At 50.3% G+C, this 24210-nt stretch carries 27 protein-coding genes; 24 read left to right on the top strand and 3 right to left on the bottom strand.

Annotated features, from left to right (window positions below; genetic code table 11):
- The first annotated feature begins 6 nt into the window (after positions 1 to 6).
- The 11 genes from CLV36_RS08950 (at position 7) to CLV36_RS08900 (ending at position 9418) form a co-directional block, all read left to right on the top strand.
- Positions 7 to 1113 (top strand): prephenate dehydrogenase, encoded by a 1107-nt coding sequence (locus tag CLV36_RS08950; RefSeq protein WP_106342446.1) that lies wholly within the window; start codon positions 7 to 9, stop codon positions 1111 to 1113.
- Positions 1114 to 1237: 124 nt separating this feature from the next.
- Positions 1238 to 2515 carry a 3-phosphoshikimate 1-carboxyvinyltransferase gene (gene aroA, locus CLV36_RS08945; protein ID WP_106342445.1) on the top strand — a complete coding sequence of 426 codons (1278 nt, stop codon included), beginning with the start codon at positions 1238 to 1240 and terminating at the stop codon, positions 2513 to 2515.
- 186 nt (positions 2516 to 2701) lie between these two features.
- Positions 2702 to 3199 carry a hypothetical protein gene (locus CLV36_RS08940; protein WP_106342444.1) on the top strand — a complete coding sequence of 166 codons (498 nt, stop codon included), beginning with the start codon at positions 2702 to 2704 and terminating at the stop codon, positions 3197 to 3199.
- A gap of 60 nt (positions 3200 to 3259) precedes the next feature.
- Positions 3260 to 4381 (top strand): hypothetical protein, encoded by a 1122-nt coding sequence (locus CLV36_RS08935; RefSeq protein ID WP_106342443.1) that lies wholly within the window; start codon positions 3260 to 3262, stop codon positions 4379 to 4381.
- 125 nt (positions 4382 to 4506) lie between these two features.
- Positions 4507 to 5052, top strand: coding sequence for a ReoY family proteolytic degradation factor (locus CLV36_RS08930; RefSeq protein ID WP_022738489.1), 546 nt, complete (start codon positions 4507 to 4509; stop codon positions 5050 to 5052).
- A 64-nt stretch (positions 5053 to 5116) separates the two neighbouring features.
- Entirely contained in the window at positions 5117 to 5587 is a 471-nt protein-coding gene (locus tag CLV36_RS08925; RefSeq protein ID WP_106342442.1) for a DUF2487 family protein, read from the top strand.
- A gap of 177 nt (positions 5588 to 5764) precedes the next feature.
- Entirely contained in the window at positions 5765 to 6262 is a 498-nt protein-coding gene (locus tag CLV36_RS08920) for a Rieske (2Fe-2S) protein (protein WP_022738492.1), read from the top strand.
- A gap of 26 nt (positions 6263 to 6288) precedes the next feature.
- A complete protein-coding gene (gene qcrB / locus CLV36_RS08915) occupies positions 6289 to 6960 on the top strand; it encodes a menaquinol-cytochrome c reductase cytochrome b subunit (protein WP_022738493.1) in 672 nt (223 codons plus the stop codon).
- Positions 6961 to 6985: 25 nt separating this feature from the next.
- Positions 6986 to 7777, top strand: a complete 792-nt coding sequence (locus CLV36_RS08910; protein WP_022738495.1) for a menaquinol-cytochrome c reductase cytochrome b/c subunit — start codon at positions 6986 to 6988, stop codon at positions 7775 to 7777.
- A gap of 66 nt (positions 7778 to 7843) precedes the next feature.
- Positions 7844 to 8494 carry a DUF1405 domain-containing protein gene (locus CLV36_RS08905; protein WP_245888331.1) on the top strand — a complete coding sequence of 217 codons (651 nt, stop codon included), beginning with the start codon at positions 7844 to 7846 and terminating at the stop codon, positions 8492 to 8494.
- Positions 8495 to 8620: 126 nt separating this feature from the next.
- Complete coding sequence (locus CLV36_RS08900; RefSeq protein WP_181352943.1) at positions 8621 to 9418, top strand: sporulation protein YpjB; 798 nt, start codon at positions 8621 to 8623, stop codon at positions 9416 to 9418.
- Positions 9419 to 9438: 20 nt separating this feature from the next.
- On the opposite strand, the gene CLV36_RS08895 is transcribed toward CLV36_RS08900, so the two are convergent.
- Complete coding sequence (locus tag CLV36_RS08895) at positions 9439 to 10296, bottom strand: YitT family protein (RefSeq protein WP_106342440.1); 858 nt, start codon at positions 10294 to 10296, stop codon at positions 9439 to 9441.
- A 506-nt stretch (positions 10297 to 10802) separates the two neighbouring features.
- On the opposite strand from CLV36_RS08895, the gene CLV36_RS08890 reads away from it, so the two are divergent.
- The 12 genes from CLV36_RS08890 to CLV36_RS08835 all read left to right on the top strand — a co-directional run bounded on the left by CLV36_RS08890 (position 10803) and on the right by CLV36_RS08835 (position 21825).
- Entirely contained in the window at positions 10803 to 11141 is a 339-nt protein-coding gene (locus CLV36_RS08890; protein ID WP_102992295.1) for a nucleotide pyrophosphohydrolase, read from the top strand.
- A gap of 32 nt (positions 11142 to 11173) precedes the next feature.
- The gene (gene dapB, locus CLV36_RS08885; protein WP_054096530.1) at positions 11174 to 11977 is read left to right on the top strand and encodes a 4-hydroxy-tetrahydrodipicolinate reductase; all 804 of its coding nucleotides are present in this window, start codon (positions 11174 to 11176) and stop codon (positions 11975 to 11977) included.
- A gap of 17 nt (positions 11978 to 11994) precedes the next feature.
- A complete protein-coding gene (locus tag CLV36_RS08880) occupies positions 11995 to 12987 on the top strand; it encodes a 1-aminocyclopropane-1-carboxylate deaminase/D-cysteine desulfhydrase (protein ID WP_106342439.1) in 993 nt (330 codons plus the stop codon).
- A gap of 26 nt (positions 12988 to 13013) precedes the next feature.
- Entirely contained in the window at positions 13014 to 13418 is a 405-nt protein-coding gene (locus tag CLV36_RS08875; RefSeq protein WP_022738506.1) for a methylglyoxal synthase, read from the top strand.
- A 22-nt stretch (positions 13419 to 13440) separates the two neighbouring features.
- The gene (bshB1, locus tag CLV36_RS08870) at positions 13441 to 14142 is read left to right on the top strand and encodes a bacillithiol biosynthesis deacetylase BshB1 (RefSeq protein WP_106342438.1); all 702 of its coding nucleotides are present in this window, start codon (positions 13441 to 13443) and stop codon (positions 14140 to 14142) included.
- 25 nt (positions 14143 to 14167) lie between these two features.
- Complete coding sequence (bshA, locus tag CLV36_RS08865; RefSeq protein WP_106342437.1) at positions 14168 to 15286, top strand: N-acetyl-alpha-D-glucosaminyl L-malate synthase BshA; 1119 nt, start codon at positions 14168 to 14170, stop codon at positions 15284 to 15286.
- A 33-nt stretch (positions 15287 to 15319) separates the two neighbouring features.
- Positions 15320 to 16546 (top strand): CCA tRNA nucleotidyltransferase, encoded by a 1227-nt coding sequence (locus tag CLV36_RS08860; RefSeq protein ID WP_106342436.1) that lies wholly within the window; start codon positions 15320 to 15322, stop codon positions 16544 to 16546.
- A 37-nt stretch (positions 16547 to 16583) separates the two neighbouring features.
- Positions 16584 to 17510 (top strand): biotin--[acetyl-CoA-carboxylase] ligase, encoded by a 927-nt coding sequence (locus CLV36_RS08855; protein ID WP_425436576.1) that lies wholly within the window; start codon positions 16584 to 16586, stop codon positions 17508 to 17510.
- 193 nt (positions 17511 to 17703) lie between these two features.
- Complete coding sequence (locus tag CLV36_RS08850; protein WP_181352941.1) at positions 17704 to 18744, top strand: reverse transcriptase domain-containing protein; 1041 nt, start codon at positions 17704 to 17706, stop codon at positions 18742 to 18744.
- A 248-nt stretch (positions 18745 to 18992) separates the two neighbouring features.
- Positions 18993 to 19883: a putative RNA methyltransferase gene (locus CLV36_RS08845; protein ID WP_219904898.1), complete on the top strand. Its 891-nt coding sequence runs from the start codon at positions 18993 to 18995 to the stop codon at positions 19881 to 19883.
- A gap of 343 nt (positions 19884 to 20226) precedes the next feature.
- The gene (locus tag CLV36_RS08840; protein ID WP_102992303.1) at positions 20227 to 20595 is read left to right on the top strand and encodes a YhjD family protein; all 369 of its coding nucleotides are present in this window, start codon (positions 20227 to 20229) and stop codon (positions 20593 to 20595) included.
- A gap of 117 nt (positions 20596 to 20712) precedes the next feature.
- Positions 20713 to 21825, top strand: coding sequence for an ADP-ribosylglycohydrolase family protein (locus tag CLV36_RS08835; RefSeq protein WP_106342432.1), 1113 nt, complete (start codon positions 20713 to 20715; stop codon positions 21823 to 21825).
- 146 nt (positions 21826 to 21971) lie between these two features.
- Here CLV36_RS08835 and CLV36_RS08830 read toward each other — a convergent pair whose 3' ends face one another.
- Complete coding sequence (locus CLV36_RS08830) at positions 21972 to 22415, bottom strand: hypothetical protein (protein WP_106342431.1); 444 nt, start codon at positions 22413 to 22415, stop codon at positions 21972 to 21974.
- 161 nt (positions 22416 to 22576) lie between these two features.
- Complete coding sequence (locus tag CLV36_RS17265; RefSeq protein ID WP_154987084.1) at positions 22577 to 22744, bottom strand: hypothetical protein; 168 nt, start codon at positions 22742 to 22744, stop codon at positions 22577 to 22579.
- 236 nt (positions 22745 to 22980) lie between these two features.
- Here CLV36_RS17265 and CLV36_RS08825 point away from each other — a divergent pair, with 236 nt between their 5' ends.
- Entirely contained in the window at positions 22981 to 23949 is a 969-nt protein-coding gene (locus CLV36_RS08825) for a cupredoxin domain-containing protein (RefSeq protein WP_106342430.1), read from the top strand.
- Positions 23950 to 24210 lie beyond the last annotated feature (261 nt).

Here is a 24210-nt window from a genome sequence, read left to right as displayed (position 1 = left end):
CACAGCATGCCAGATCGCATAGCCGTATTGGGAACCGGATTGATAGGCGGATCGATTGCGCTGGGACTGAAGGAACGAACAGATGCCGTGGTGGTCGGTTATGACCGTTCTGACGAGGACTTGGCCTTGGCCGCGACGTTAGGGGCGGTCGATGAAGCGACAACCGATTTGGCAGAAGCGGTTTGCGATGCGGATATCATTATTATCGCGTTGCCGGTTGGAGCGATCAAAGAGACGATCGACCGGTTGACCAGCTTACCGTTGAAAGCCGCTTGCATTGTCACCGATGTGGGAAGCACCAAATCGGAAATCGTCGCACACGCCCAAAAACTAAAACAGCAAGACGTCATCTTCATCGGTGGGCATCCGATGGCCGGCTCGCATCGCTCGGGCATGAAAGCAGCTCATTCCCTTCTGTTTGAAAACGCCTATTATGTGTTGACCCCGGATCCCGATACGTCTTTGCTGGCTGTGCAAAAGCTGAGTCGCCTCTTGCATTTGGCGACCAAAGCAGAATTGGTGATCATGGATCCGGTTCACCATGACCGAGTGGTGGGAGCCATCAGTCATTTGCCGCACATCATCGCTGCGGGGCTTGTCAACATGGTCGGCGATTACAATGAGCAAAACGAGTGGTTTCATCGGCTGGCGGCTGGCGGATTCCGTAGTTTGACGCGGATCGGCGCCAGCCATCCAGTCATGTGGCGGGATATCCTGCTCTCAAACCGGGAAGAGTTGATCAACCTGCTCGATGATTGGGTGTTGCAGATAAACAATATGCGCGACGCCATCCACGAGGGGGATGGGGACCGGATTGAAGCTTTTTTCGCGAGATCGAGGCGGTTGCGCGCGCAATTGCCTGACCGTAAAAAGGGCTTGCTTGCGCCTGTGTATGAATGTTGGCTCGACATTCCGGACGTGCCCGGGGAGATTGCACGCGTCACCGCGATCCTAAGTGAGCAGAGCGTCAATATCAGCAACATCGAAGTGTTGAACAATCGCGAAGAGTTGCCCGGCGTGTTGAAATTGACTTATAAAAAAGAGCATGATTTCAAGCGGGCCGTGGCTTGCCTTAAAGAGGCTGGATACGCCGTGTACGCTGACAGAACGTGATAGCGGTAAAAGGCGCAACCGGCTGCATGTTTTAACCGAGCCTAGATGTGCGCCGTTGACATCATGAGACGCGCCGCAACACAAAAAAACAGAGTTGACAGATAAACAAAGGGAGGTATCATCCATGATTCGCACATCACAGCGCAAACCATTTCGCGCTACTGTCACCGTGCCGGGAGACAAGTCGATATCCCACCGCTCCATCATGTTTGGCGCGGTGGCCAACGGAACGACAGAGATTGAAGGTTTTTTGCCCGGAGCGGATTGCTTGAGCACCATTCGCTGTTTTCAGCAGATGGGGGTGGAGATTGAACGCTTGTCCGAAACGGCGGTCCGTGTACGCGGGCGCGGTTTTGAAGGGTTGAAAGAAGCGGCGTCCCCACTAGATGTGGGCAACTCCGGTACGACAATCCGATTGATGTTGGGCCTCCTGTCTGGAGTGCCGATCTATTCCACGCTGATCGGTGACGAGTCCATCGCTAGGCGACCCATGAAGCGGGTTGTGGATCCGTTAAGAAAGATGGGCGCGCGCATTGACGGCCGGAATGACGGCCGGTTTACCCCCATCGGTGTGAGGGGAGGCGCGTTGCAGGGGATCACTTATGAAAGTCCCGTGGCCAGCGCGCAGGTGAAATCTTGTTTGCTGTTGGCTGGGCTGAATGCCGAAGGGGACACGGTTGTGCGTGAACCATCTCAATCGCGGGATCATACGGAACGCATGTTGCCTGGGTTTGGAGTGGAACTAGAGGCGAACGGGACGGAAGTGAGGATCAAAGGCGGTCAAACGCTAACCGGAACCAAGGTGCGGGTGCCTGGTGACATTTCGTCGGCTGCTTTCATCCTGGCAGCGGCATTGATGGTACCCGGTAGCCAAGTTACAGTGGAACATGTTGGCCTCAATCCGACGCGAACAGGTATATTGGATGCTTTTCGGATGATGGGTGCCGAGGTGCAGACAGAGATCACCGCTCATTGGTGCAATGAGCCGGTCGGCAATGTGACGGTCTCATGTAATGACCTGCATGGAGTGGAGATCGGGGGAGCATTGATTCCGCGCTTGATTGATGAAATTCCCATTTTGGCAGTGGTTGCGACGCAGGCCTACGGCACGACGGTGATTAAGGATGCGCAAGAGCTAAAAGTCAAAGAGACCAACCGGATCGCAACCACCGCGAAGGAATTGAGAAAACTGGGGGCGTCCGTGGAAGAGACGGAAGATGGATTGATCATTGAAGGTGGAACGCAGCTCAGCGGTGGATATTGCCACAGCCACGGGGACCATCGCATCGGCATGGCCATGGCGATTGCCGGATTTGCAGCGTCTGGTGATGTGGTGGTGGAAGGGACGGAAGCAATGGATGTTTCTTTCCCTGGTTTTGCGGATCTGATTGCGCAGTTATAGAAAATATCAATCAGAAAATTGCAAAAAAAAGATTGACCTTGTCCTGCTCCAGTCGTATAATTGGATATACAGTATGGTTTCTCTCCACTCCTATCCAATATTGTACGTCCTGTGCAAAGCCGCTCTTACATAGAGCGGTTCTTTTTTGTGGATTAGATTCATAAAAGTGGGGTGAGGTGGTTTCCGATGGTCAAGCACATGAGCCGGTTGGGTTGTGAGATCCTGCTAGTGGTGGGGATATTAATCGCTTTAAAAAACGGCTTCTTTCCCTGGATGATTTCCATGTGGTATCCCAATCCCTTGCTTTCGGAAAAAATGGGGGAATGGACGGCCATCATCATAGGAGTGGGCACATGCCTGCTCTATATGGGATTGGGCTCCGCCGCCAAACATGCGCACGCCCTCACCCCGACCCAGATGATCGGCACCTTCGGGCTGTTGCACGGGACTTTTTTTCTGCCGTTTCCCCAGTGGCTCGATCAGATCATTAGAGATTGGCAAGGTTTGTTGGATGACATGTTGGCGCTGTTTCTTCCCGGACGGATGTTCACCTCCTTTGAATTGTTTGGCATGCTACTAGGAATGTTCATCCTCGGGCGTTTATTTCATGTGAGGGAGGACGAACTCCGACACCTCGGGCAGGCGCAGAGGGAAGAAAAAAAATTGCCTTCTTCGGCCACTTGAGTCTATCTCGCTCTCGTTTTGTCAAAAATAGGAATGATGACGAAGCGAGAGGATGGGAAGATGGTGAGGATTGCAGATTGGTTAACCTATGCCGATATTGAACAATTGAAACAATTGACCCGGTTTTACGGTTGTCAAACGAATAATCAGCATTCCAAAAACGATTTGATCTGCGCCTTGTTGCAACAATTCGGCAAGAAAAACCAGTTGAGCTCCCAAATCAGCACATTGTCGCAAGCTGAGCAACGGTTTTTGCAACTGCTCGTGTTTGACCAAAGCCCGGCGTACACATTTGAGGAATTATTGGCCAAAGGGAGAGCGGCTCTGGACGGAACGGATGGGGAGCCGCGGTCATTGGTAGTCGGTGCCTTAAAGCGAGGTTGGCTGTTTCCTGGGTATTCGCATCGGACGCAATACCTCTACCATTTGCCGTCCGATTTGGGCAAACAAATGTGTGACATCTTTTTAGAGCCTTATTTGCAACCCCATTTCCGGCTGATGTCGAAGCCGTCGTTTTATCGGGATGAACAGGGGCAAATGTTGGATGATTTGCGGCTGTTTCTCGATATTTTGGGCAAGGAGGACATTCGGCTGACAGTGGACGGGTCCATCTACAAACAACAGCAGAAGTATATTTTGCAAAAGATGGCCATTGAAGAAAAGCCGATTACTGCAAAGGGGCCCAGGTTTGGCTTTGGCAGAAGATACCATCAGTATCCCGACCGTTTTTCCTTCTTGTACGACTATGCTTTTTATCAAGGTTATATTATTGAAGATCGAGAAGGCTATTTGCGTTTGAACGTAGAAAAAAGCGGGAAAATAAACAAACAAGAAGAAGCAGGCAAAGAAATGGTCAAGTTTTTCATCCGATTGTACCGCAAACCCATTCCGCACCTTCCCATCATCCTTCGCTGGATCAGCTCTTTGTGCCATCCGGGATGGATGATGACGGAAGTGGTTTACCAAGCGGTTGATCCATGGTTGGCCCCATACTATTATGAGACGAAAGAAAGCTTGTTTGACAAAGTGGTGCGCATGCTGGTGCACCTGGGGGTTTTGCGAGAAGGGGTGGATGGTGAAGTGCATTATCTGTCACTGACTCCGATGGGTGCCAAATGGTTGCGGGGGATCACTGCGTTTAGGGAAAAAGTCATCGAAGATCAATTTTTGAAATTGGGCTGACGAGCAGGAAAATAGGCGAAATCAGTCGAATTATATTGTTACCAGAAACTAACCACGATGTTTCTGCGTAACATAACCCAGCAATAGACTAAATATTCAAATAATTTAGTGAGTGAGGGGTAAGAATGGAGAGCAGCGTTACTATTCAAGAGAAAAAAGAGTTTATCCGTTGGTTCTTGAATCGTTATGAGCTGCAAAAAAAAGAAGCTGCGTGGTTGCTTGAATTCTTGTCTTCCAATGAACGATTGCTTTCAAGGGTGCATTTCGTTGATCATGTCCGCCATCTGCCGAAGACGATGATCATCTCGGCGAAGTGCAGTAAAATGATTCCCTTTCGATTCACTAAAAACAAACGCGTAGGTACAGATGTTGAGACGGCGTTTTATGATATCCGAACGAATCCGAACGAAGAGGTTTATATTGGGCTTCACTTTAAAGACCGAGCCGCATGTCCCGAATATGCCGCGATATTGGAGGGAAACCCCATGGAAAAACATGACTTGGTGCAAGACCATTTGCTCAGTCTGTTCGCGGAGATCATCCTAGACCAAGCGGTAAAAGAATTCCAACGCAAAGAACTGTACAAGCGGATTGACCATGCGCTCCAAGCAAGAGACGAAGAAACATTTTTACGGCTCAGCGAACAATGGGTCAAGATACTGGAGTCCTGATACGTTTTGCTGTATAATGCTCAGCATGTAGCTGAGCATTTTTCTTTGGAAAGAAGGAACGGACATGATCTTAAAAGGGATCGACCGGGAACAATGGGGCAGCGTGGCGGCTTATGTGGACACGCTCTTGTTGCCTATTTCCCCGGTACGGCTCACAGGCAAGATGTTGCAAGTGGATGAAAGTTTGTTTATAGACGAATTAGCAAATGATCTGGAGGAAAAACTAAGGGGCAGGCTTTTGTTGCTACCCGCCATTTCATACATTGGACAAAATCCGGAGGTGTTTAAACCTTACATAAATGAAATAATAAAAGAGATGGCCAACTCTGGTTTCACCTATCTCATTCTGCTTGCGGACCGGGCTCACACGGCCATCTTGGAAGATTTGCAGGAAGCGTTTGCAGAAAAAACGGGATTAGTCATCATCACACACACGGTTGAGCAGGGCGAACAGGAGGGGCGCGAGGAGAATCTGGAACAAGCCAAAGACCAGCTTTACCAAAAAGTGCTGGAAGCGTGGCAAAATCATGCTTAAATTGTCAATAAAACGTCCCGATTTTGTCCGTTCAAAGTCACAGCGGTTCCTTGACTTTATCACCCACCTTTCGCTATCATGTATATGTCCTAGTAAAAGATAGTCAGTGTCCTAGCAAAACAAAGATTCCGGTCCGAGTGGACGGTTGAAGCCGTATAGAAGGAGGTCGGACAAGTCGTGAGTAAGAAAGTTTCCCGCCGCCAATTCTTAACGTATACGTTAGGTGGGACAGCCGGTTTCCTCGCTTCGGGACTGCTATTCCCGATGGTGCGTTTCGCTGTGGATCCTATGCTGAAAAAAGGAGAAGCAGGAAACTTTTTGGATGTGGGTCTCAAGGTAGATGAGATCACCGATACCCCCATCAGCGTGAAGTTCGTCATTCACCGCAAAGATGGTTGGTACGAACCACCAAAAGGGGAAACCATGACGGCATGGGTATTGAAGGAGGGCAATGAAATCCTGGCCCTTTCTCCAGTGTGCAAACACTTGGGTTGTACCGTAAGCTACAATACCAACCCACAATTCAAAAATGAATTTTTCTGTCCTTGCCACTTTGGACGATATACGAAGGACGGGACAAATGTTCCAGGTACTCCTCCAGCAAAACCGTTGGATCGGTATGAAACCAAGATCGAAAACGGCAAGTTGCTGATCGGACCACTAAAGAAAGCTTAATGGCTCTTGAAACGGAGGTGTAGCGGATGCTGCGCGCCATCTATGATTGGGTGGACGAGCGTCTGGATATTACGCCGATCTGGCGCGATGTCGCCGACCATGAAGTACCGGAACACGTTAACCCTGCCCACCATTTCTCAGCATTTATTTATTGCTTTGGTGGACTGACATTTTTTGTTGTCGTTATTCAAATACTGTCCGGTATGTTCTTGGCGATGTATTATGTTCCAGACATTGTAAACGCTCACGCAAGTGTAAACTACCTGCAGAACGAAATCGCCATGGGCGCAATCGTTCGGGGGATGCACCATTGGGGTGCGAGTGTCGCTATTGTGATGCTGTTCCTACATACCCTGCGTGTCTTTTTCACCGGTTCTTATAAGCACCCGCGTGAATTTAACTGGGTTGTAGGTATGTTGATTTTTGCAGTTATGCTGGGTCTCGGATTTACAGGATATCTCTTGCCATGGGACAACAAAGCATACTTCGCTACCAAGGTAGGGGTCGAGATTGCCGCATCCGTACCAGTGATTGGGCCATACATCGCTATTTTCCTGCAAGGCGGAGACATTGTAGGTGCGCAAACACTTGCTCGTTTCTTCGCGTTACATGTGTTCTTCCTCCCAGCTGCGTTACTCGCATTGTTGGGCGTACACTTTATTCTCATTCGTCGTCAGGGCATTTCTGGACCGCTATAAGGTCTACGCGTGAGGAGGGATCCACTTGGCACATAATCAAGACGGAAACCATACACAAGTCCACTATGTGGGAGACTCGCGCGTTCGTGCAGACCGTCCAAAGATGTATCCCAAGGACTACTCAGAGTTTCCTGGTAGAACGGAAGCTTTCTTTCCCGACTTCCTTCTGAAAGAGTGGATGGTTGCAGCCGTCTTCCTCGTTGGTTTTATGACACTAGTCATGGCCCATGAACCTGAATTGGGAGAACTGGCGGATCCGACGAACACCGGTTTCTTGCCTGTACCAGACTGGTACTTCCTGTTCTTGTACCAGTTGTTGAAGTACAAATGGGCTGCTGGTAAATTCGTAGTGATTGGTACTGTTATCTTGCCGGGGATTGCGTTCATGGCTTTGATGCTCGCCCCATGGCTGGATGGTACGAAAGAACGTCGCCCTATCAAACGCCCGGTGCCAGTTGGCATCATGTTGGTTACGCTTGTCGCGATTTGCGCGCTGACATGGGCGGCAGAATATGAGCACGAATTGCAATTGGAATCAGCTATCGGTAAAACACCACAAAATACTAAAGTAATAGCCCAAGACGAACAAGGATATCAAATTTACGCGAAAAACGCATGCATCAAATGTCACGGTGACAACCTGGAAGGGAAAAACGGTCCTACGCTGATCGGTACAGGTAACCGTCACACCGCTGAGGAAATCACCAAGTACATTGATGAAGGTAAAGGAACAGCGATGCCTGCGGGCATGTTCCAAGGCAGTGAAGAAGAGAAGCGAATTCTTGTAGAATGGCTCATGAAGCAAAAACAACAATAATTTAGCACAAAGCCTGGTTACATCTATGTGACCAGGCTTTTGCATAATAAAAAAGTGGGTGGATCCATGTCTGTGTCTAATGCTATGCATTATGTGCTGTCCCTGCTCAGAAAACGCACCGTCTTATGGATATTATTCATCATTAATTTTTTGGGGTCCATTTATGGATTTTATTGGTACAAAGAGCAGTTGGCTTTGACTGAGCCCAAGGTGTTAACCCTGTTTGTCCCCGATAGCCCGACGGCGAGCGCTTTTTTTACTTTGGTGTTGCTGTTGTACCTGTGCTCGCGCCGTAGCCCACTGTTAGAGGCTTTTGCTTCTATCACCTTGTTTAAATACGGCATTTGGGCTGTGGTGATGATATTCTGGGGTGCTTACTTGGAGGTGCGCCCGATGATGGATTCCTTATCGTGGCAACATTGGATGTTGGTGTTTTCCCATTTGGGTATGGCCGCGCAAGCCATTCTATACGCTCCTTTTTACACTTATGGCCGGCGGGAGATTCTCATCGTCGCCGCATGGACGTTGCTCAACGACGGGTTGGACTATGGGGTGGATATTCATCCTTGGCTGGCATTGTCATTGGAGCCGTTTGACCATGTGGTGGGCTGGTTCACGCTCTTGCTTAGCGTGACCACGTTGTTGTTGTTTTCGATTTTTGCGATGTTGCCGAGCAAATGGCGCTCGCAAGACTTACCCCTGCCGCGATCTTCTTAAGCGTTTGCCGAGAAACCGGGAATTTGCCCCGGTTTTTCTTTTTTCCCGGGTTACAGACATATTCCGATGCCTGAAGGGAATAGTCTTGTACCAAAGACTAGTGAACGGGAGGAGTGTGTCATCAAGGTGCATTTGCGGTGGATAGGTAAGGGCCTGGCGGTAATCCTGCTGTGGCTGACCGTCTATCCCGCCGTCGCGCAGGCGGAAGGGGTGGAGCGGGAAAGGGAAGAATGGTCCCAGTTGGCTGGGAAAATCGAACGGGAAGTGGAATCGGCACAATGGCTGGCGGCACGTGAGGATTTAGGGGTGTTGGCAAGGCGTTTTTCCCAAGCAGATTGGCTGGCGGAAAATCTGTCGCTAGAAGCAGTACACAACTTGAGTGAAGTGTTGATGGAATTGGAATGGGGCTTAAATCAAGTTCGACCGAATCGGAAGGAACTTTCCCAGGCGGCGGAACGGATGCACTTGGCTTTTGATGCGTTGTCCCATCCCAATCAACCGTTGTGGCAACGTTTTTATCTGCCGATGAAAGAGGAAGTGGTCGCAGCGAAGCAAGCCATTGGGCGCAAAGACCGGCAACGCGCCAGCCAAGCGATCGAAGCATTGCATCAAAAGGCGCAACTCGTCCGCCCCGCGCTGATCGTGGCGAAGAGTCCATTTGCTGTACATAAAATGGATTCCCTGATCGCTTTTATGCGTAAGGAAAAGCGGCTGGACCGATTGGCCACTGCGCTGGGGCAGTTGGAACAGTTGCTTTATCCGCTGTTTTATGGCACCGAGCGAGATGTGATGGCGACAGTCCATCGGTGGAAGGAAGGAGAAGCGATTTCGCTTACATATTGGCTGGCGCTGATGATCGTCACCGTTTTAGCTTATGTCGCTTGGCTCCGTTATCGGGCCGAATCCAATCCAGCGCCAACGTAAACGGTTTTACCAGCCAGAGGTCACTTTCCGTATGTGAACCCTTCACCCAACACATCCTTGGCGTCGTGCACAACGACAAACGCATAAGGGTCGTGTTGGGTCACCGTGTCTTTTAACTTTGGTAGTTCATTTGGGCCGACAACCACATATAAGACTTCTTTTTCGTGGCCGGTGTATCCCCCTTTGCCGTTTAAGATGGTGACGCCGCGGTTCATTTTTTGCGTGATGGTGCGGGCGAGCTCTTGCGGATGGTTGGTGATGATGGTGGCCGCTTTAGAAGCATTCAGGCCCTCTACTACAAAGTCTACCACCTGTGCGCCGATAAAGACGGTTACCAAGGTGTACATGGCCATATCCAAGCCGATCAAAAAAACGGAGCTGGCTATGACGGCAAAGTCAAACAAAAACATGGTCCGGCCGATGCTCCAGCCAAAATATTTTTGCACGATCCGCGCAATGATGTCTACACCACCAGTCGTGCCGCCGATTCGAAAAATCATACCCAGTCCAGCTCCTACCAAGACGCCCGTATACAATGCGCACAAGAGCAGGTCTTTGGGAGGTGCGCCCCACAGTTTGACAATGGGTACGGTCAGCTCCAACATCAAGGATGAGGCGCCGATTCCGACCAACGTATAAAAGAATGTCCGCTTGCCAAGCACGCGGTACCCGATGAACAAAAGCGGAATATTTAAGACCAGAATGACCAAGCCAGGCGACCAACCGAAGGCGTAGTACAGCAACAAGCTAATCCCGGTGAATCCCCCCTCGGCCAATTGGCTGGGAATGGCGAAATAATTGATCCCCACAGAAAAAATGAAAGCTCCCAAAAAAATCAAAAAGATGTTCCTAGCATGTTCAATCCCCGTAAATTTCATCTTAACCGCCTCTTTGTTTATCATTTAATCCCGCTATATTATACATGTCCTATTTTGTGACATCAATGAGGGAAACATGAAGAAAAGCGCTAATGTGTTATGATTTTAGCGCGGCGGCGTATCTTCCTGAAGAGCAGTCAAGAAGTGCCGGACGCAAACGCAGCTTTGGGCCATGTTTGGACAAGCTTTTTATTCCCCTGAATGGGGATTTTTGATTAACTGCTTGTTTATTGGCTACGGCATGGTTACTATAAATAAATAAGTGGTATCGATAACCATCGGTTTGTACCGGCATGGTTTGGATTTGGGGTGGCGGCTGTGAGCGATTTATGGAATGATTAGAGAGATCAGGCTGGTCACCGCAAGGTCTTGACCATGAAGATGGCTCGCAACGAATATCTGTTGGCTGTTCAAACGAAGTGAATGCGATTTTGGCCACTGGCAAAGGCTAATGCCCATCACTCAGCGGCCTAGGGAATTGCCAGTGTGGTTGGAGGTTTAAGAACATGGCGGAAAAAACATTGAAAGAGATGCAACAAGAAGTAGATGTGTACATCAGTCAGTTTAAAGAGGGCTATTTTCAGCCGTTGTCTATGCTGGCGCGGATGACGGAAGAAGTGGGGGAATTAGCCCGCGAAGTGAATCATCGCTACGGGGAAAAACCAAAAAAGCCCGGCGAAGAAGAAAACAGCCTCGAAAGTGAGCTGGGCGACATTATGTTTATCGTCACCTGTTTTGCCAATTCGCTTAACATCGACTTGGAGAAGGCCTTTGATGGGGTGATGGAAAAATATCGCACGCGTGATGCGAATCGTTGGACACGGATTGATCAGGAAGGGAAATAATGGAGACAACAGAGAAGAGGAGAAATGACACCATGGGTATTCGAGTCATCGTTGCCGGCGCCAGTGGGCGCATGGGGCAAGAGGTAATAAAAATGATGCGGCAATACGATCATTTGGAGTTAGTTGCTGGCGTTTCGCGCACATACGCTGGACAAGACGTCGGTGAAGCGTTGGGTTTCAACCCGATTGGGGCCCCGTTTTATGCGACGGCGCAGGAAGCATTAGAAAAGCATGAAGCAGATGTGTGGGTCGATTTCACCACTCCCCACGCAGTGAAAGAACATATGGTGTTGGCGATCAGCAAAGGCGTGCGGCCGGTGGTGGGCACAAGCGGATTGTCGGAAGCTGAAGTACAAGAGCTATCCGAGCTGTGTGCGGAAAAAGGCGTGGGGGCGATCATCGCGCCTAACTTTGCGCTGGGTGCCGTCTTGATGATGGTGTTTGCCCGGCAAGCGGCCAAATACTTGCCCCATGTCGAAATCGTGGAATACCATCATGATCAGAAATTGGACGCTCCTTCAGGCACGGCGATGAAGACGGCCGAGATGATCAGTGAGACGCGAACCGAGATCAAACAGGGCCACCCGGAAGAGAAAGAACTGCTTCACGGTGCGCGTGGAGGGTTGACTCAGGGCTTTCGCGTTCACAGTGTGCGTTTGCCAGGGTTGATCGCGCATCAAGAGGTGCTGTTTGGCGGCGAAGGGCAACTGTTGACCATCCGCCACGATTCTTTCAATCGCGAATCATTTATGCCGGGTGTGAAATTAGCGGTTGAAAAAGTGATGGAACAAGACCGTCTCGTGTACGGTCTGGAAAATGTGATTGATTTCGCTTAGAGGAGAGCGGGGATCAAATGAAAAACGCGTTTCCAAGGTATCCGTTGCTGAGCGGAGATACCCCGTTGATGCCGCTAGCCAATCTAGGGGCGGAACTGGGGGTAGCCAGCCTGTGGATCAAACGGGATGATGTGACGGAATTGGCATTCGGCGGCAACAAACTGCGCAAGTTGGAGTATTTGCTGGGACAAGCACTGGATGAAGGATGCGATTTGGTGATTACGGGGGGAAGCCCCCAGTCGAACCACGCCCGCCTTACAGTGGCGGCCGCCAACAAAGCCGGCTTGGAAACTTGGTTGTGCTTTGCGGGTGAACGCTTAGGCGACGTGCAGGGGAATTTGTTGTTGGATCAATTGCTCGGCGCGAAATTGTTTGCGACTGGGGCGTACGGTTCAGATGGCTTGCTCGCGGTGATGCGGGAAAAAGCGTTTGCGGCGGAGCGTTTGGGCAGAAAGCCGTTTATCATTCCCGTGGGAGGCTCTACCGGAAGGGGAGACTACGGCTATGTCACCGCATGGTACGAGCTAGAGCGGCAACGGCAACAGCAAGAATTGCCGCCGTTTGATGAAATCTATGTGGCGGTGGGGACGGGCGGAACGTTGGCCGGCCTTGCTGTCGGGCGAAACCTGACCCAAACCCCCACCCGTTTCCGCGGGATCAGTGTCTGGCAAGAGCGGGAGCAGACGGAGCAAGAGGTGAACCGTTTCATGCGCCAGTTGTGCAAGGAGATCAACCAGCCGGTAGCTTCTGGATTAGCGCCGACCGACGCGCTGTTTGATCAATACATTGGTCGCAAATACGGTTCGCCCTCACCGGCGGGGAATGAAGCGATTCGGAAGTTGGCTCGCGCGGAAGGAATTTTGGTCGATCCGATATACACCGGAAAGGCGCTGGCGGGAATGCTCGACCAATTGGCGAAAACCGCCGATAAATCAAAACGGGTATTATTTTGGCATACAGGTGGCGCGCCCGCCTTGTTTACGCATGCATCATCCTTGGCGCGCATGTGACGTCATCATCGAAAAGGGGGAGCCCAATGAATATCGCTTTAATTGCGCATGACGCAAAAAAAGAGCAAATGGTGCAATTCGCTATCGCTTATGAAGAGTTGCTTAAGCCCCACCGCCTCTTTGCTACCGGAACAACCGGCAAACGCATTGCGGAGGCGACTTCACTTCAGGTGCATCGCTTTTTATCTGGGCCGCTGGGTGGGGATCAACAAATCGGAGCGTTAGTAGCAGAAAACCGCATGGATCTGATCGTCTTTTTCCGCGATCCGCTGGCCGCGCAGCCGCATGAGCCGGATATATTGGCTTTGTTGAGATTGGCCGATGTTCATAATATTCCTGTGGCTACGAATCTTGCTGCGGCGGAAATCATGATTCGGGCCGTCAAAGAAGGCGAGCTGTCGTGGCGCGAGCTGGTCAATCCAACCCGGTAATGGGAGAAGAGAGGGAACAAAGGTGAATACTGTAGATATTTTGGCGTTTGGTGCGCATCCCGATGATGTGGAAATCGGAGCAGGTGGCATTTTGGCCAAACATGTGAAACAGGGCTACCGCGTCGCCATTTGCAATCTGACCGAAGCAGAGCTGTCTTCAAACGGGACCGTAGAACGGCGACGCATGGAAGCGAAGCGGGCCGCCACCATCTTAGGGGTCGGGCAAGTGATCGATTTGGCTTTTCCCGACCGCGGCTTGGGCGGAAGAGAGCAGATCGACAAGATGACACAAGTGATTCGCCAGTATAAGCCCAAGGTGGTTTTGGCCCCATATTTTGAAGATCGGCATCCAGATCATGTGGCATGTAGTCGCATGGTGAAAGAGGCTGTTTTTGACGCGGGGATTCGCAAAAAAAAGACACCTGGGGACGAAGAAGCCCATCGTGTCAATCGCTTGTATTATTATTTCATCAATGATGTCCATCCGGCTGATGTGATTGTGGACATCAGTGATGTTTACGAACAGAAAATGGAATCGATTTTGGCTTATCAGAGTCAATTTAACCCGAAAGAGGGAGAAGTGGGCACCCCGCTAAACAGCCCAACGTATCTTGCAATGGTGCGCGGCCGTGACCAATTATGGGGCCATCAGATCGGTTCGCTCTATGGGGAAGCGTTAAAAAGCCCGACGCCATTGAAAACAACATCATTGATTGAGGCATAAAGCGAAAAGAGCGGGAGGATGCCAAATGCGCATTGGGATTACATGTTATCCTTCACATGGAGGATCGGGGGTTGTGGCCACCGAATTGGGGAAATTGTTGGCCGAAAGAGGCCATGACATCCATTTCATCACTTATGACATGCCGTTCCGTTTGGGGCGGTTTCATCAAAATATCCGTTATCACGGAGTGGAGGCGCACCGCTACGCAGTCTTCAAATATCCGCCGTATGATTTGGCCCTTGCCAGCCGAATGGCGCAAGTGGCCAAAGAGTACCAGTTGGATCTATTGCACGTTCACTATGCGGTGCCGCACGCGATTGCTGCCGTGCTGGCGAAACAGATGGTGGGCGACCATCTCAAAGTGGTGACGACTTTGCACGGTACAGACATCACGGTGTTGGGAGAAGATCCTTCATTGCGCGATGTAATTTGTTTTGGGATTCAGAACAGCGACGCCGTGACGGCGGTGTCAGATGATCTTGTTAGACAGACAGAAGATTTGTTTTGTGTGAACAAGGAAATCGAACGGATCTATAATTTCGTTGACACCCGCGTGTATTACCCTCGCGATGTGGAACCTTTGCGGGATCATTGCTGTGAAAAAACGGAAAAACTGTTATTACATATATCCAACTTCCGGGCAGTGAAACGCCCGCTAGACGTGATTTCAATCTTCCACCGGGTGGCAAGCGAAATTCCTGCAAGGTTGTTCCTTGTAGGGGAAGGGCCGGAGATGCCCAAAGTAATCCAGCGGGTGCAGGAGCTAGGCCTAGATGATAAAGTGGTTTTCCTAGGCAAACAGGATGAAGTGGCCCAATTGATTTCATTGGCCGATTTGCTGCTTTTGCCATCCGAAAAAGAGAGCTTCGGCTTGGTCGCGCTGGAAGCAATGGCTTGTGGTGTGCCCACTATCGCCTCCAACGCCGGTGGTATCCCCGAAGTGGTGACGCATGGGCAAAACGGCTTTTTGGCGCCAGTCGGCGCGATTGAAGAGATGGCTCAATACGCGTTGATGTTGCTAAGAGACGATGCGTTGCACCAAAATTTTTCGCAAGCGGGTCTGGATCGGGTTAAACAGGAGTTTTGTGGCTTGAAAATTGCGGGCCAATATGAACAGTTATATGCGAAGGTGTTGGCCCGCTAATTCGTCAGAGGGGTTTTGGACGGAGGAAAAGAGATGGATGAGCGCAAACAAGCGGCGTTGTGGGTGATGGAGAAGCTAGAGCAAGCGGGGTTTGCCGCGTACCTTGTGGGTGGATGCGTCAGGGATGAGCTGATGGGACGCCAGCCGCAAGATTATGATGTGGCGACAGAGGCGCGGCCAGAGCAGGTGCAAGCGATTTTTCCGCGAACGGCGCCCACCGGCCTGCAACATGGCACCGTTACGGTCGTGCATAACGACTTGCCGATCGAAGTGACGACGTTTCGCGTCGAAGGGGAATATGAGGATCGGCGGCGCCCAAGCCAAGTCGCTTTCGTATCTTCTTTGAAGCTCGATCTGGCTCGGCGCGATTTCACGGTCAATGCTATGGCCAAAGATCGGCACGGTGAGTTGATCGATTATTTTTCGGGAATGGCCGATTTGGAAGCGAAAGTGATACGGGCTGTCGGAGATCCCATGGAGCGGTTTCAAGAGGATGCGCTCAGAATGTTGCGGGCAGCGCGGTTTGTGGCGCAGTTCGGGTTTTCTCTCGATGCAGACGCTAGGCAGGCGATTGTGCATCTGAAACAGGAATGCCGGTTTTTGTCTGTCGAACGAGTGGTGTCTGAGTTGGAAAAAATGTGGAAGGCAACGGCTCCGTCCGCCGGGCTGGAGATTCTGGCTGACACTGGGCTCTTTGCCCATCTCCCCCCGTTTTGCCAGTGGGCAGACGGGCGCCAGCTTGCCATAGAAGGGCTGGAAAGGTTCGACTGTGTGCGTGACAGGATTGTCCGCTGGAGTTACCTGCTGTCACTGTGCAAAACAGACATGGACGGCCTAGCGGCGAGATTGGAACAGCTGAAGTTGGCCACTCGGGACAAAGAAGCTATCAGCGCTTGCATGCAGTTGGGATTGACTTGGCAGCGGCAAACGGATGAGGAATGGAAACGCCGTTTATATCGCTTTGGCCTTGATGCGCTTCAGCGAGCTGGGCAATTGGCTCACTTGCTGGAGTTAAGGCGGCCGGAAGATCCAGATGAGACGAAGTTGGAAGCGTGGTGGCAGGCTATGCCAGTCAAACATACGCGGGAATTGGCGGTTTCCGGGACGGATCTGATCCGCCAGACAGGCCGCCAAGCGGGTCCGTGGGTGGGCCGTACGTTGGCTTACCTTGCAGAACAAGCGGCGTTGCAACGGATTCCAAATGAAAGAGAAGCATTGTTGAAGGAAGGGTGTCAATTTGGGGCAAAGTATACGCAATGAATTGATCCGCGTTTTGATTGCAAACGACGCCGTTTTTATGTCGGGTGAGGAGATCAGCCGAAAAGTGGGAGTTAGCCGGGCGGCGATTTGGAAACACATTGAAGAATTGAGACAGGAAGGCTATGAGATTGAAGCACGTCCGCGCCACGGTTACCGACTGGTGCACCGGCCGGATCGGATGGCTCCAGAAGAGATATATCCGCATTTGCAGACGGACGTGTTTGGGCGTGAAATAAAATATCTGGCGCAAACAGAATCCACGCAAATCGTGGCGCACCAATGGGCGAGGGAAGGCGCTCCGGAAGGGGCAGTGGTTATCGCCGAAGAGCAGTTGCAGGGGCGAGGCAGATTGGGTCGCGCTTGGCACTCTCCTCCTGGCACAGGGATTTGGATGAGCATGATCCTGCGCCCGCCCATTCCATTGAGCCATGCACCACACTTGACATTGCTTGCTTCTGTTGCCGTGCAGGCGGCGCTGGCGGAGTCGACGGGATTGCCTGTGAAGATTAAGTGGCCCAACGATTTGCTCATCCACGGCAAGAAAGTGTGCGGTATTTTAACGGAATTACGCGGTGAACAAGATCAAATCCATTATGTGATCATGGGGATGGGGATCAACGTCAACGTGAAAACCGACGACTGGCCCGATTGGCTCAAGCATGTGGGGACATCTTTGATGCATGAGTGCGCCCGCCCGATACATCGCGCATCTTTGGCAGCGGGGATATTGTACGAGTTGGAGCGCATGTACCAAATGTATTTGCGCCAAGGATTCGGCCCGATTCGAAAAGCATGGCATGAAAGAGCAGGAATGCTGGGGAAACAGATTACTGCCCGTACCACGCAAGGAACGATGACCGGCATCGCCCAAGAATTAAATGAACAAGGGGCGTTGCTGTTGCGAACACAACAAGGCGTGGTACCCGTCTATTCGGCCGAGATCGAGTGGCGGGTGAATGAGTGAACGAAAAAAGTGAGGAAAAAAGACGCTAGTTGGTGAAAGCGAATTTTGCCGACTGGCGTTTTTGTTATGCCTTTTGCCACAGAGTTTGCCCATTTCTTCCGACCGCACAAGCAAACGCGAGTGTTGTGGCGTAAATTGTGGTATATTTCAATTTTTCGGGTATGTGAGATGCTGGGTGAAAGGAGGCCGCCCGTTGAGTCAAAGCGGAAAAACCAAATTCCGGATCACGAAAGAAGCGGTTCGCCATGCGTACGAAAGAGCTCGCAAGTCCAAATCGGTCGGAATCGACGGGCAAACGATCCGGCAATTTGAAGCCGATCTGGAAGGGAATTTGACCCGATTATGGAAACGGCTTGCGTCAGGTGATTATGCCCCCACACCCTTAAGGAGAATCGCCATTCATAAGCCTGGCGGCGGTTGGAGAATATTGGGTATTCCTAATGTGACCGATCAAATTGCCCAATATGTGGTTATTAATCATCTTGAGCCGAGAGTGTCGACCATTTTTCATGACAATCTGTTTAACAGAAATGGAAAAAGCGCCGCTGATGCCGTGGAAGCGGCCAGCAAACGGTGTCTGCAACATGATTGGGTATTGTGCCTGGACATCAAAGATTTTTTCTATTCAATTGATCACGCTAAACTGTTGCCAATGATTCAAAAATACACAGATCAAAAGTGGGTGTTGCTCTATATCGACCGGTGGTTGAAGAATCCGCAAAAAAACAACCGGGGTGTTTTATTCAAAAGTGCGGGAGTCTCCCCGGGAGCGGTCATAAGCCATCTGTTGGCTGACCTGTACCTCTATCATGCATTTGATGAATGGATGCAGACCAACTATCCGCATGTTCCTTTCGGGCGTTTTGTTGATGACATTCTTTGTCATTGCAAAAGTGAAAACGAGGCCAAGCGGCTATTGGCAAGCATAAACCGGCGGCTATCACGCTATCGTTTGCAACCCAATTCGACTAAAACGAAAATCGTCTACTGCAAGGATGATCGACGCAAAGGGGATTATCCCCATGTTTCATTCGACTATTTGAAGCGTCATTTCAAAGCGCGAAAAATGTCTACCAAAGACGGAAAAGAACGGTGGATTTTTTGTGCACGGCGATTGTCAAGCCGGGTGTTTACCGGAGCAACCGTAACTAACTGCAATAGCTTTGTTCCTATGAGTAATCAGCTCGCCAGTTCTGTCTGGATCAATCCTGAAGTCAAGGCACACAATCCCTAGCGGCGAAATGCAAGATAACGCTATCAATTTGAGTGCTACTATTTACGTAAAAGAATAAGATGATTATAATGATAAATATCTTATCATGAAAATTAGCGAGGTAGTTCAATCATGCTCCACTTCATTCGTTTTCGGTAATGTGAGGCACAGTCACTGAAACTCAACCGCTTTTAATGTATGACGAGGTTGGGTTTATTTGTCTGTGCCTTTTTTCATTCACCGATTATGAATGAATGGGGTGCTTTTTTATGTCCAAATCTAAAAAAATGTTGCAAGCGAGCCTACTTTTGGAACATGAAGGCATGCTAAGATGTCCGCTCTGTTCCAGTCAAATGAAGTTGGTCGGCTTCGCGAGCTTGATCTGTATAAAGAAACATTGTTTTGATCTGGCCAAACACGGCTACGTGAACTTCTTGACCCGTTCTCACCAGACAAAGTACGATAAAAGGTTGTATCAATGCAGAAGAGTCATATGGAGAAGCGGCTTTTTCACACCAGTGAGTGATTTGATCAGCGCCTGGATGATGAGTGAATTTCGTGTGGCAAGCGATCAGATGGCTGTCTTGGATGCCGGATGTGGTGAGGGATCTCTTTTGTCCGATGTGCGGCGAAAAGTTATCCATCGTGCGGCACATCACCTTGATTTTGCGGGCGTAGGCATGGACATTTCCAAACCGGGGATTGAAATGGCCGCGAAGGAAGATCCCCAACTTATCTGGTGTGTCGCCGATCTTGCTAACTGCCCGTTTGGCGATAAGCAATTCGACTTTATCCTTAATGTCTTATCCCCGTCCAACACCGCCGAATTTAAGCGGATGATTCGTGATGAAGGGGTAGTCGCCAAGGTGGTTCCGGGAACAAAACATTTGCAGGAGTTAAGGCGGATCATAGCCCCGCATGCCAAGAAGCAGACGGGTGCAAAGCAAAATGCGCTCACCCATTTCAAGAAGCATTTTGCTTTGCAAGATGTCGTGCACACTGAATATCGTGTGCCCTTGTGTCCAGAGTTAATTGAGCCCCTGATGTATATGACTCCCTTATCGTGGGGCACTACGGAAGAGCAAGCGCAATGGGTCCGCGAGATGGTTGAACCGGAGATGACAGTTGATCTCACCATCCTGTTTGGAAAAAAACAATAGCACAATCAGCCGGCAAATAGCCGACCTCCTTAGAAAGGGGTCGGCTTTTTTGTGTTTAGATGGGCCAGAACGCTACTTTAAAAAAGAATAGACTTATCGATTTATTTATAATAGTCTATGGTTATGGTATTTCCCTTGGTAGGGCCCAGCGGAATGCTCAACCTACATAACCATGCTGTTCACCCAAGATGGAGAAGCCCGTTTTCATAAGGGGCTTTTTTTGCATGTTTGTGTAAGGATTGGGGTTGGAGTATATGCTTATAAAAGGGGGATGGTCGCGGGTTTTATGGCCGAGGGGGCGATAACGCGGGGCCGGCCGACAAGATGCAAAGGGGAAATACCGATGCTGTATGATGAAGATCAACTTGCGTTTGAAGTGGAATTGAAGCGGTACGCACATTTGGAAGTGTTGCTGGGTGTGTTGGAACGGGACAAGAAGCAAATGGGTCACCTCAAGATGGGGGAGATATACCAATACCAGCTGGAGCAGATCATGGATCAATGTTTGCGTGATATGGCGGAGATTCGGGATTATTTCCGGCAATCTCAGGGAGAAATCATCCAAACGGTGCAATTGGCGGGTGAGCGGTTGGTAGAGTATAAGTACAAGGGATATCGCTATCAGGTGAAGTATTTGAATGAGTTTATGCGGGTTGAGTGCGGGGAGATGTTGAAGGGTTATATGAAGTTAAAGCGAGATGGGACCATGTGACGGGAGTGCCGGCACATGGCGTATTTTATGATTGGCGATGAACATCTTCATTAAAATTGTTATATTCAGATTGTATATGATAAAGCGCAAAGACAGCATGAGAAGGAGACAAAAGAAATGGAAAATAAGAAGCGCGGAGTTATGTTGGGATTGGCTTGGGGAGATGTACTAGGATGCCCTGTCGAGGGATGGCGCAAGAGGGAGATAGAAGAAGTTTATGGTGAATATAGGGAGTTACCAGCAGCGTACCCCGTCGACAAGATCGCTGAAAAAAAACGGCGCCGCTTGCGTCCGCTCGGCTTGCACTCAGATGACACACAACAAGCGATGGCCTTGGTGCAGACTTGTCTGGCTGAAGGAGGTTGGAACCGGGACGCTTGGAAAAGTATATTGGTTCAAGGAATGAAACAGGGCGCATGGCGAGGAGTTGGCCGATTTTTTACGGAGGCTTTGCATCGCATGCGCAAAGGGGAGATGGTGGAACATGCGGGTAGCCCATCTGCCGGAATGGGAGCCGCTATGCGCATCGGACCGTTGGGCGCTTTGTATTGCCAGCCTGAACAGGCTGACCACTTATGGCAAGTCGCGCTCGAATCCAGCCTGGCTACGCACCGCGATGCGAGGGCTGCGGGGTTTGCCGCTTTGTTGGCGCACGCCATTGCCCTGTTGTTGCAAGGCAAGTCTGGGCGTGAGACGCTTGCCGCTTTACCGGAGCTTGCCCGGCAAGGGGAAGAGCGATTGCAGGAGATGTCCAAACAAGGTTGGCGAATGGATGAGGTGAACTCTTCAGCCATTCGCGAAGCAATGGTTCAGGCATGCACTTGGATCGACTTGCCGGTGGAAGCGATGCGGCGCCGTTTGTCCGATTGGGCCCGCCCCCAGTTGAAAGAAGGGTTTACAAGAGCTCATCCCAACCAAGGTTTTGTATTGCTCGGAGGGTTACACGCCCTGCTCATGGCTTGTCGCGATGATCTTGAACCGACCGAGGTGCTTCTGTCGATCATTCGGGAGGGATTTGATACTGACACGGTGGCGGCGATAGCGGGTGCCGTCTTGGGAGCGCGGTTTGGGGATGCATGGATCCCGAAGGAGAAATTTTATGATCAGACGCGGATCGAAGCCTATGCCGACGCTTTGGTCACCCAAGTTCGACCGGAAACGTCGGCCTCGTTTTTAAAGCAGGAAGCGGAATTAACCGACATCGAAAAGGCATTTTCGTGCCGGAAATAAGGATCAGTGGGGCAAAAGGCATTGCCAAACGGGGCCGTATTCTTATTCGCGCTTCACAGGGGCTTCGCTGATTTAAGAGGTTTTTTACCTAGTTGACGATTCCAGACAAAGACCGCGACCGGTAGCGGGTCGCGATAAATTCATGGTTAATCTATTTCGACGAAATCCACTTTTTCTATGTATACCGCATCCGCATGTAAGATGTCCCGTTTCACGATAAACCTTACCATCTCTTCAGGTAAAGAAACGACTTCGCCGCGTTGGTATTTCAGATAGAGCAGGGCCCATTCTTCATGCGGATGAAACCATTCTTTCACTTTCATTTCACATAATTGACAGGTGGTTGTTGGTTGATTTTCCTTGCTCGGAGTTTGCTTCACGAATACCTCCGCGAATACAAAATCGGCGGCCTCATTGAAGCGGGTGAGATAGTAACTCCGATTTTGTTTCAATTCGGCGGTAATGGATTGCTCAATAAAATAGTGACGTGCGCTTTCCGCATCGGACGCCATGCAGTACAACCCTTCTTGTCCAAGCAAAGATTGGGAATGGCTAAAAACCCTGTACAATTGCTTTTCAACCAACTCCATCGTGCAGACACCCTCCTCGATATGAAGTACCGCCTCTGATTTGCATCTCTTTAGACGTTTTTTCTTTGGCGCCATCAAGAAAAAAGCCCCCCAACCAAAACGAATCGAAGGGGCTTGATTGATGAGATTCATTACTTTGCCGTGTGAGTAGCCGCAGGATTTTAATTATTTTTATTTTTGAAAAATACTAAAGAGGATGAATCATCTTGCTTGTTGCTGCGGCCATTTTTTGTTTCGTGGCGAAGAATTAAGCTTGGGGCGGCTCGCCAGAGTGCAATTTGCGAATCATGAATGGTCACCTCCTCTCGGTCATTTTTGTTTTTCAACAAATTGAAGCTAATTCCTCCTTAAATAGCAGAAAAATGATAAATTTTTTAAAATATGATGCCGAATGGGCAACCAGCTTTTTGTGTAATTGGCTTTCAATCCTTTTATTCTAATGAAAATAATAGATTTTTCAGGGATGAATGGTAGGGAATGCGCTGGTTTTACGCAAAGTGGCTGCGGAATTTTTGTGCAACAATTTGTAACAAATTGCGAAGATGAGAGGCTTGAGGATGACAGGATGGTTGCGGTGGCGCCGCTATGCGTGCCACGTGCTGCATATGGTAAAATGGTTGTGGTGGTGCTGAAGGGGCCTTCTCGGCATGAATTAGCAGAAATTTGTGAATTAAATCGACTTGGCGGAGGGGGTTTTGGCATGGAAGTGGCCTTAGGGGGAATGGTGTTGGGAGTGGGTTGCGTCCGCCTGCTTATTTTTGTGCATCGCCACCGGTTCTGGTTGTCTAAGCACACCGGTATGATGGTGGCCATGGCTGGCGCGACGATGGCGGGACTGCTTTCGGGAACCGTTTTGGGAATCCTATTCGGAGGCAACCTATTTTTGCCGACGGAATTGGCCATGCTGTTCAGCTTGTCGCTGGGGTATTGGCTGGGCAAGCCCAGCGGTTTGTTAGCCGCAGTGGATGGGATTGTGGCTGGGATTATGGGCGGGATGATGGGAGCCATGTTGGGTGTGATGGTGCTGAGGGAAGCTCCTGATCTGACAATCGTGTTAATGGCCGTTTTGTTTCTATGCGTCACGCAATTGCTTGTTCAGCTGATCAGGGAGGAGGCTGAAGTGGCACCGGGTTTGGGAGTGGGGGATTGGGTGATGTGGGGAGGAACCCTGCTCATGGTGGCTACGCTAGGGTGGCAACAAGCCGGTTTGTTCCCATTGGCTGACGCGCCGTCGCATCACTCCCACCATCCTAAAGCGGTGCGAGCTGAGCAGCTAACCAGGATGCAGGTGGCACAAGCCCTCATTGATGAGTCCGGATGGTCAGGCATGATCCAAGCGAAAGCGGGCATCCCGTTGCGATTGCAGGTGGTGTCAAAGTCAGGGGCGGATTGCGGACAAGGGCTCCAAATCGACGAATTCCAGATTTCAACACCGTTGGCGGACGGCAAGGCTACTGTCCAATTCACCCCGATCCACCCGGGGACGTACCCCATGCGTTGCGGAGCCAAGGTTGGTTGGCTGTTGGTGGAATGAGATGAAAGCTGGTAATGGGAGCGATGATCTTGGTTTGCTGTAGAAGGTCATCCTTCATTGCAATGAATTGTAAAGAAATTTATTGCATTGTGTTTTGATTTTGGTTAACCTATAGCTGGGGAAAAGGCGGCATCCACAAAAACTGGAGCTGCACTGTGTAACCTGAGTGATTTGATCAAACTAAGCAAAGAAGCCATTTTCTGCTTCGAGCCTTTGGGACGGAGACAGAGCAAGCGGTCAAGGATGCATGGCGCCCTTTTA

Source organism: Laceyella sediminis (assembly GCF_003003125.1).
GTDB lineage: Bacteria > Bacillota > Bacilli > Thermoactinomycetales > Thermoactinomycetaceae > Laceyella > Laceyella tengchongensis.
Note: the sequence above shows the minus strand (reverse complement) of the source record. Positions and strands in the feature narration are given on the sequence as shown.

What these genes read in the sequence shown, in the direction of transcription:
- CLV36_RS08840 (WP_102992303.1), top strand. Translation starts at nt 20,227, where the DNA reads ATGCTGTATGATGAAGATCAACTTGCGTTTGAAGTGGAATTGAAGCGG.
- CLV36_RS08880 (WP_106342439.1), top strand. Translation starts at nt 11,995, where the DNA reads ATGAAAAACGCGTTTCCAAGGTATCCGTTGCTGAGCGGAGATACCCCG.
- CLV36_RS08930 (WP_022738489.1), top strand. Translation starts at nt 4,507, where the DNA reads ATGGAGAGCAGCGTTACTATTCAAGAGAAAAAAGAGTTTATCCGTTGG.
- CLV36_RS08890 (WP_102992295.1), top strand. Translation starts at nt 10,803, where the DNA reads ATGGCGGAAAAAACATTGAAAGAGATGCAACAAGAAGTAGATGTGTAC.
- CLV36_RS08835 (WP_106342432.1), top strand. Translation starts at nt 20,713, where the DNA reads ATGGAAAATAAGAAGCGCGGAGTTATGTTGGGATTGGCTTGGGGAGAT.
- CLV36_RS08830 (WP_106342431.1), bottom strand. Translation starts at nt 22,415, where the DNA reads ATGGAGTTGGTTGAAAAGCAATTGTACAGGGTTTTTAGCCATTCCCAA.
- CLV36_RS08925 (WP_106342442.1), top strand. Translation starts at nt 5,117, where the DNA reads ATGATCTTAAAAGGGATCGACCGGGAACAATGGGGCAGCGTGGCGGCT.
- qcrB (WP_022738493.1), top strand. Translation starts at nt 6,289, where the DNA reads ATGCTGCGCGCCATCTATGATTGGGTGGACGAGCGTCTGGATATTACG.
- CLV36_RS08825 (WP_106342430.1), top strand. Translation starts at nt 22,981, where the DNA reads ATGGTTGCGGTGGCGCCGCTATGCGTGCCACGTGCTGCATATGGTAAA.
- CLV36_RS08875 (WP_022738506.1), top strand. Translation starts at nt 13,014, where the DNA reads ATGAATATCGCTTTAATTGCGCATGACGCAAAAAAAGAGCAAATGGTG.
- dapB (WP_054096530.1), top strand. Translation starts at nt 11,174, where the DNA reads ATGGGTATTCGAGTCATCGTTGCCGGCGCCAGTGGGCGCATGGGGCAA.
- aroA (WP_106342445.1), top strand. Translation starts at nt 1,238, where the DNA reads ATGATTCGCACATCACAGCGCAAACCATTTCGCGCTACTGTCACCGTG.
- CLV36_RS08935 (WP_106342443.1), top strand. Translation starts at nt 3,260, where the DNA reads ATGGTGAGGATTGCAGATTGGTTAACCTATGCCGATATTGAACAATTG.
- CLV36_RS08860 (WP_106342436.1), top strand. Translation starts at nt 15,320, where the DNA reads ATGGATGAGCGCAAACAAGCGGCGTTGTGGGTGATGGAGAAGCTAGAG.
- CLV36_RS08940 (WP_106342444.1), top strand. Translation starts at nt 2,702, where the DNA reads ATGGTCAAGCACATGAGCCGGTTGGGTTGTGAGATCCTGCTAGTGGTG.
- CLV36_RS08845 (WP_219904898.1), top strand. Translation starts at nt 18,993, where the DNA reads ATGTCCAAATCTAAAAAAATGTTGCAAGCGAGCCTACTTTTGGAACAT.
- CLV36_RS08905 (WP_245888331.1), top strand. Translation starts at nt 7,844, where the DNA reads ATGTCTGTGTCTAATGCTATGCATTATGTGCTGTCCCTGCTCAGAAAA.
- CLV36_RS08895 (WP_106342440.1), bottom strand. Translation starts at nt 10,296, where the DNA reads ATGAAATTTACGGGGATTGAACATGCTAGGAACATCTTTTTGATTTTT.
- CLV36_RS08950 (WP_106342446.1), top strand. Translation starts at nt 7, where the DNA reads ATGCCAGATCGCATAGCCGTATTGGGAACCGGATTGATAGGCGGATCG.
- CLV36_RS08855 (WP_425436576.1), top strand. Translation starts at nt 16,584, where the DNA reads ATGTCGGGTGAGGAGATCAGCCGAAAAGTGGGAGTTAGCCGGGCGGCG.
- bshA (WP_106342437.1), top strand. Translation starts at nt 14,168, where the DNA reads ATGCGCATTGGGATTACATGTTATCCTTCACATGGAGGATCGGGGGTT.